The organism is Streptomyces sp. NPDC005195 (assembly GCF_040608315.1).
Taxonomy (GTDB): Bacteria; Actinomycetota; Actinomycetes; order Streptomycetales; family Streptomycetaceae; genus Streptomyces; species Streptomyces kaempferi.
Window position 1 is genome coordinate 1 of sequence record NZ_JBEXHZ010000122.1, and the last position, 7,014, is coordinate 7,014.

Genomic DNA, 7,014 nt, shown 5'->3' on the forward strand with positions numbered 1-7,014 from the left:
ACGGCGAAACCTCCACGGGATCACGTGGCACTCCCGGCATCACAGGCGAGGTCGGCCCAGACGGTGTGCCCCTGGGGTGTGGGTTCGTCACCCCAGCGGCTGGAGAGCGCGTCGACGAGACACAGGCCCCTGCCGTTCTCGTCCATCGTGCAGGTGGGGTGCCCCCAACGAGACCCCGAGACGCCGCAGTTGAGGGTGTGGCCGGCATCGGCGACCTCGATGTGCACGGTGGGGTTGTCATGGCGCGTACGCCGAAGGGTCACGGACACCCGGACGGGCGGTGCGCCGTGGCGCAGGGCGTTGGACAGCAGTTCGCTGAGGACGAGCGCGGCGTCGTCGGCGAGCCCTTCGACGTGCCACTGACTGAGACAGCTGCGCACGCTCCGGCGTGCGGCGCTCGTGCCGAGGGCCGGGTCGCAGACGAAATCATCAGGTTCATCAGATGTCATGATGCGCGTCCCTATGTGGGCCCACAGCGGTCGTTCGCGCCAAGGGGGAGCGAATGCCTCTGAGAGCGGCGTCACACGCACGGCCGAGCCTCGTGAAACCGGCCATACCCCGGAGGACGGCTCGGGCGAGGGCCTCGACGAGCGGGGTGGAAGCGAGGACGCTGCGTGCCCGCGCATCAGTCGCGCGGACCCCGGGCGGGACCTGGAGCGCCCGCACCGCGTGGAGCGCGCTCCACGCGGAGGGGTCCCGGTGGCCTCAGTAGCCGATGATGCGAGCGGCGAAATAGGCCGCCACGATGACCGCCCCGATGATGATCAGGCCGAGCCACCACAGGGGGTGCTCCCAGATCCCGCCGTCCGGCCGTTCCTGATGTGCCTCGGCGATCGAACCCTCGACCGGAGGGGTTTCGCCCGGTGGCACCAATGGATGTGACATGTTCCCACTCTCCACCTCCGTGGACGTCACCGCATCTCAGCATCCGGAGATGTACAGCTGAAACTGTACAATCCAAGCTGCGGGTTCTACCGTGGAACGCATGGAACCGTGCAACGCATGAAGGAGACCCCGCGCCCGTCGCCCTCCGCGGTTCAGGCCTCGCGACAGGTCCGGACGGTCATCAGCCGTCTGCGGCGCCGCATCCTGAACGCCGCGGAAGCCGAGGACATCACCCTGGGGCAGGCGTCCGTTCTCACTCATCTGTCCGGCAGACCGGGCGTCACGGCCAGTGAGCTCGCCGCGGCCGAGGGAGTACGCCACCAGTCGATGACGACGACGATCGGGTCGCTGACCGCCCTGGGACTGGTGGAACGGCATCCCGACCCCGACGACCGGCGCCGTCTGCTGATCGCGCTGACGGAGGAGGGGCACCGACGGGTGGAAGAGGGACGACAGGCCCGGCAGGAATGGCTTGCCGGCCGGCTGCAGGAGAGGTGCACGGAGGAGGAACGACGGACCGTGATGGCCGCCATGACGGTACTGGAGCGCCTCACCCATGACTGAGCGGACGACAGAGGAGCGGGGCACGACGGCGACGACGGGCTTCGACCGGCGGCTGCTTCCGCCGATGATGCTGGGCTCCGTCCTGAACCCGGTCAACTCGACGATCATCGCCGTCTCGCTCATACCCATCGGCGACGCCTTGGGCGCGCCACCCTCGCAGACCGCGTGGCTGGTCTCCGCCCTCTACCTGGCCACCGCTCTCGGGCAGCCCGTCGTCGGCCGGCTCATCGACGTCTTCGGCCCGCGCCGGCTCTTCCTCGTCAGTACGAGTCTCGTCGGGGTCGCCGGGGTCGTCGGCACCCTCGCACCGAACCTGGGGGTGCTGATCGCCTCCCGGGTCCTGCTCGGGTTCGGCACCTGCGCCGGATACCCCGCCGCGATGGCTCTGCTGCGCAGCGAGGCCAGGCGCACCGGGCGGGACAGTCCCGGCGGGGTCCTGACCGCCCTGGCCGTCACCAACCAGACCATCGCCGTGATCGGCCCGCTGCTGGGCGGCCTCCTGATCGGTCTGGGCGGCTGGCGCGCCACCTTCGCGCTCAACGTGCCGCTGGCCGTCGCGGCCGTGCTGCTGGGGCTGCTCCGGCTGCCCAAGGAGCCCGGTACCGGCAACTCCCCGCAGCGCGGGCACCTCGCGGCCCGGCTCGACCTGCCCGGCATGGCACTGTTTGCCGCGACGCTTACCTTACTGCTGCTGTTCCTGATGAACGCGCACCTGCGCGACTGGTACCTGCTGGTGACGGCCCTCGCCGCGAGCGCCGCGTTCGCTGCACGGGAGCTACGGGCCGCCACCCCGTTCATCGACCTGCGGGTGCTGGGCGGCAACACCCCGCTGCTGGCCACCTACGGGCGCGCGCTGGTCGCCTACATCGTCTCCTACGCGTTCCTCTACGGGTTCACCCAGTGGACGGAGGAGGGCTTCGGGCTCTCGCCCGTCCACGCCGGGCTGGCGCAGATCCCCATGTTCCTGGTGGCCATCGGTGTCTCGATCGTCTCCGGACGGCGGACGGGAGTGCGCGGCAAGCTGCTCGTCGGCGGGCTGGGGCAGGTCGTCGCCTGTCTGGTGATGCTGACGCTCAGCGCGGACAGCCCCGTGTGGACGCTGATTCTCGTGGCCCTGATCTTCGGCGTCCCGCAGGGACTGAACAGCCTGGCCCTGCAGAACTCCGTCTACTTCCAGGCCGATCCCGAGCGGACCGCCTCCTCGGCCGGCCTGCTGCGCACCTTCGCCTACGTCGGCTCGATGGTCGCCTCCTCCACGACGGCCGCCTCCTTCGGGCGGCGCGCGGACACCGGCGGCATGCACCACCTCGCCTGGGTCATGCTCGGCGCGGGCGTGCTCTACCTCCTCCTGACCGCCTTCGACCGGACTCTCGGCCGCGCGACGGCCGGGGACACCTCGGCCGAAGCGCCGCAGGCGTCGTAGACCACCCGGTGGCTCCCTCTTCACCACGGACGGCCCCGGTGCCGCAGGCCGACCTCGCCTACGAGGTCACCGTCCTGTCCGACATCTGCGCCGACCTCAACTCCGCACCGCACCACACACTCGTGAACGACGTCCTCACCCGGCACCGCGAGGTCACCACCGTCGAGGAGTGGGCCCACACCCTCGACGCCGGTTCGTGAACGGGCTGCGCAGTGTCCCGACGCGTCAGCCTTCCGCGCCGCCGAACACGCCCAGGATGCGTTCCGCCGCCAGCGTGGCCGTCAACTCCCCGTCCCGCACCTGCTGTTCGAGGGCGGGCGTGAGGGCTCGTACCGCCGGATCCGCGTGCAGCCGGCCGAGCAGCTCGTCGCGGACCATCGTCCAGGTCCAGTCGACCTGCTGGTCGCGGCGCTTGGCGGCGAGGCGACCGGTCGAGGCGAGCAGGACGCGGTGCTGTTCGAGGCGCTCCCAGACGGCTTCCAGGCCGGTCGACTCGCGGGCGCTGCACGTCAGCACGGGGGGAGTCCAGGCCGCGTCCACCGGGTGCATCAGACGAAGGGCGCCCGCCAACTCCCGTGCCGCGGAACGCGCGTCCCGCTCGTGCGGGCCGTCCGCCTTGTTGACGGTGATCACGTCCGCGAGTTCCAGGACCCCCTTCTTGATGCCTTGGAGTTGGTCGCCGGTGCGGGCCAGCGTGAGCAGCAGGAAGGAGTCGACCATGTTCGCCACCGCGGTCTCCGACTGGCCGACGCCCACCGTCTCCACCAGGATCACGTCGTAGCCCGCCGCCTCCATCACCACCATCGACTCCCGTGTCGCCTTCGCCACGCCGCCGAGGGTGCCGGCGGTGGGGGAGGGCCGTACGAAAGCGGCGGGGTCCACCGCCAGACGCTCCATACGGGTCTTGTCACCCAGGATCGAACCGCCCGTACGGGTCGACGAGGGGTCGACGGCGAGCACCGCGACCCGGTGCCCGAGCGAGGTGAGCATCGTGCCGAGCGCGTCGATGAAGGTCGACTTGCCCACGCCGGGCACCCCGGTGATGCCGATGCGCCGGGCGTTGCCGCCGTGGGGCAGCAACTGGGTCAGCAGGGCCTGCCCGAGGGACCGGTGATCGGCCCGGGTCGACTCGACGAGAGTGATGGCCCGCGCGATGTACGCGCGCTTCCCGTCGAGTACGCCCTTCACATAGGAGTCGAGGTCGATCGCCATGGGCCTCAGCCGTGTCCGAGACCGGTGGCCAGCCGTTCCACCAGGTCGTACGCCGCGTCAGGGATCACCGTTCCCGGCGGGAAGACGGCAGCCGCGCCCATCTCCAGCAGGGTCGGCACGTCCTGCGGCGGAATCACCCCGCCCACCACGATCATGATGTCCTCGCGTCCCTCCTCGGCCAGTTGCTCCCGCAGCGCCGGTACCAGGGTGAGGTGCCCGGCGGCCAGCGAGGACACCCCGACGATGTGCACGTCGGCCTCGACGGCCTGCCGTGCCACTTCGGCCGGGGTCTGGAACAGCGGGCCGACGTCCACGTCGAAGCCGAGGTCGGCGAAGGCGCTGGAGATGACCTTCTGCCCGCGGTCATGGCCGTCCTGGCCCATCTTGGCCACCAGGATGCGCGGCCGGCGGCCCTCGGACTCCTCGAAGGCGTCCACCCGCGTGCGGGTGCGCTCGACGGACGGAGACTCGCCTGCTTCGTTGCGGTACACACCCGAGATCGTACGGATCTGGCTCGAGTGCCGTCCGTACACCTTCTCCAGAGCGTCGGAGATCTCACCGACGGTGGCCTTGGCGCGGGCCGCGTTCACCGCCAGCTCCAGCAGGTTGCCGGTGCCCTCGGCGGCCGCCGTCAGCGCGCGCAGCGAATCCTGGCACGCGGACTCGTCGCGCTCCGCGCGCAGCCGCCGCAGCTTCTCGATCTGCTGGGTCCGTACGGAGGAGTTGTCGACCTTGAGGACGTCGATCTGTTCGTCGCTTTCGACCCGGTACTTGTTGACGCCGATGACCGGCTGACGGCCCGAGTCGATCCGGGCCTGGGTGCGGGCCGCCGCCTCCTCGACACGCAGCTTCGGGATGCCCGCGTCGATGGCCTGCGCCATGCCGCCCGCCGCCTCGACCTCCTCGATGTGCTGCCAGGCCCGGCGTGCCAGGTCGTACGTCAGCTTCTCCACGTACGCACTGCCGCCCCACGGGTCGATCACCCGCGTCGTGCCCGACTCCTGCTGGATCATCAGCTGGGTGTTGCGGGCGATCCGGGCCGAGAAGTCGGTGGGCAGGGCGAGCGCCTCGTCGAGGGCGTTGGTGTGCAGCGACTGCGTGTGACCCTGAGTGGCGGCCATCGCCTCCACACACGTACGCGTCACGTTGTTGAACACGTCCTGCGCGGTCAGCGACCAACCCGAGGTCTGCGAATGCGTGCGCAGAGAAAGGGACTTGGCGTTCTTCGGGTCGAACTGCCGGACCAGCCTCGCCCACAGCAGCCGGGCGGCCCGCATCTTCGCGATCTCCATGAAGAAGTTCATGCCGATCGCCCAGAAGAACGAGAGCCGGGGAGCGAACGCGTCCACGTCCAGCCCGGCCTCCTTCCCGGCCCGCAGGTACTCCACGCCGTCCGCGAGGGTGTAGGCCAGCTCCAGGTCGGCCGTCGCACCCGCCTCCTGGATGTGGTACCCGGAGATGGAGATGGAGTTGTATCGCGGCATCCGCTGGGAGGTGAAGGCGAAGATGTCGGAGATGATCCGCATCGACGGCTTCGGCGGATAGATGTAGGTGTTGCGGACCATGAACTCCTTGAGGATGTCGTTCTGGATGGTCCCGGCCAGCTTCTCGGGCGGAACGCCCTGCTCCTCGGCGGCCACGATGTACAGCGCCAGCACGGGCAGCACCGCGCCGTTCATCGTCATCGACACCGTCATCCTGTCCAGCGGGATGCCGTCGAAGAGCTGCCGCATGTCGTAGATCGAGTCGATGGCGACGCCCGCCATGCCGACGTCACCGGTCACCCGGGGGTGGTCGCTGTCGTAACCGCGGTGGGTCGGCAGGTCGAAGGCGACGGACAGACCCTTCTGACCGGCCGCCAGATTGCGCCGGTAGAACGCGTTGGACTCCTCGGCGGTCGAGAATCCGGCGTACTGGCGGATCGTCCAGGGCTGGTTGACGTACATCGTCGGGTACGGGCCGCGCAGATACGGCGCGATGCCCGGGTAGGTGCCCAGGAAGTCCAGGCCCTCCAGGTCACGGCCGGTGTACAGCGGCTTGACCGCGATGGCCTCGGGCGTCTCCCAGAGCAGGTCGTCGCCTCCGGACGCCCCCTTGACGGCGGCACGCCACTCGTCGGCGCCGCCCTCGGCGGTGGGCGTCCCCAGTTCGATCCCGGAGAAGTCGGGGATTCCCATCAGGACACTCCCATGCGGTCGAGGGTGGTGGAGAGGACGTCCACGGCGTCGCAGCCCGCGAACACGTACGCGTCGACATCGGTGTACTGCCCGGGGCGCCCGGCGAGGAACACATGCCGTGCGCCCGCGGACCTGAGCACCTCGACCGCCGCCTCGGCCCGCTCCTCGTACAGCGCGTCGCTGGAACACAGGCAGACCTCGGTGGCACCGGCGGCGCGGAACGCCTCGGCGCTGGGCTCCCCGGTGACCGGCTCGACGCCGCCCGCCTGGAAGAGGTTCGAGGCGAAGGTCGCCCGAGCGGTGTGGGCGGCGGCGGGGCCCAGGGTGGCCAGGAAGATCCGCGGCCGGGCGCCGGTGGCCGCGAGATGGGCGTCGGAGCGGGCGCGCAGCGTCTCGTAGGCCTCGTCGCGCCGTACGCGGGGGAGGCCTCCGGACGGTGGCTCGGGCGAGGGCGCGCGCTCCACGAGACGCTCCGCGAGATGCGGGAACTCGCTGACACCGGTGATGGGTTCGCGCCGCTTGGCGAGCTTCGCGCTGCGCGCGGCCCACGTCCTCGCCAGGTCCTCGCCGACCCGGCCCGAGCGCAGCGCGGCCGCCTGGCCGCCCGAGCGCTCGATCTGCTGGAAGGACTCCCAGCCCGCGTGGGCGAGTTCGTCGGTGAGCCGCTCGACGTACCAGGAACCGCCCGCCGGGTCGATGACCCGGGCCAGGTGCGACTCCTCGACCAGGATCGTCGAGGTGTTGCGGGCGATG

At 70.4% G+C, this 7,014-nt stretch carries 8 protein-coding genes; 3 read left to right on the forward strand and 5 right to left on the reverse strand.

Features of this window, described 5'->3' with window-relative positions; translation table 11 throughout:
- Window positions 1-20: 20 nt before the first annotated feature.
- A complete protein-coding gene (locus ABZV34_RS36155) occupies window positions 21-449 on the reverse strand; it encodes an ATP-binding protein (RefSeq protein WP_356286510.1) in 429 nt (142 codons plus the stop codon).
- 256 nt (window positions 450-705) lie between these two features.
- Window positions 706-885, reverse strand: coding sequence for a DUF6480 family protein (locus ABZV34_RS36160; RefSeq protein WP_356286513.1), 180 nt, complete (start codon window positions 883-885; stop codon window positions 706-708).
- Window positions 886-1,002: 117 nt separating this feature from the next.
- On the opposite strand from ABZV34_RS36160, the gene ABZV34_RS36165 reads away from it, so the two are divergent.
- Genes ABZV34_RS36165 through ABZV34_RS36175 form a run of 3 tightly spaced genes read left to right on the forward strand, consistent with a single transcriptional unit; the run spans window position 1,003 to window position 3,072 of the window.
- Window positions 1,003-1,449, forward strand: coding sequence for a MarR family transcriptional regulator (locus tag ABZV34_RS36165; RefSeq protein ID WP_356286516.1), 447 nt, complete (start codon window positions 1,003-1,005; stop codon window positions 1,447-1,449).
- The gene (locus ABZV34_RS36170; protein WP_356286519.1) at window positions 1,442-2,872 is read left to right on the forward strand and encodes an MFS transporter; all 1,431 of its coding nucleotides are present in this window, start codon (window positions 1,442-1,444) and stop codon (window positions 2,870-2,872) included. Before ABZV34_RS36165 ends, ABZV34_RS36170 begins: the two co-directional genes overlap by 8 nt.
- Before the next feature lie 38 nt (window positions 2,873-2,910).
- Window positions 2,911-3,072, forward strand: a complete 162-nt coding sequence (locus tag ABZV34_RS36175; RefSeq protein WP_356286522.1) for a hypothetical protein — start codon at window positions 2,911-2,913, stop codon at window positions 3,070-3,072.
- A 25-nt stretch (window positions 3,073-3,097) separates the two neighbouring features.
- On the opposite strand, the gene meaB is transcribed toward ABZV34_RS36175, so the two are convergent.
- From meaB to ABZV34_RS36190, 3 genes are all read right to left on the reverse strand, one after another.
- Window positions 3,098-4,084, reverse strand: coding sequence for a methylmalonyl Co-A mutase-associated GTPase MeaB (gene meaB, locus ABZV34_RS36180; protein ID WP_356286525.1), 987 nt, complete (start codon window positions 4,082-4,084; stop codon window positions 3,098-3,100).
- 5 nt (window positions 4,085-4,089) lie between these two features.
- On the reverse strand, window positions 4,090-6,261 hold the full coding sequence (gene scpA, locus ABZV34_RS36185; protein WP_356286528.1) for a methylmalonyl-CoA mutase: 2,172 nt from the start codon (window positions 6,259-6,261) through the stop codon (window positions 4,090-4,092).
- Window positions 6,261-7,014 (reverse strand): methylmalonyl-CoA mutase family protein (locus ABZV34_RS36190; protein ID WP_356286531.1); only part of this gene is annotated, 754 nt, incomplete at its 5' end. The genes scpA and ABZV34_RS36190, both read right to left, overlap by 1 nt.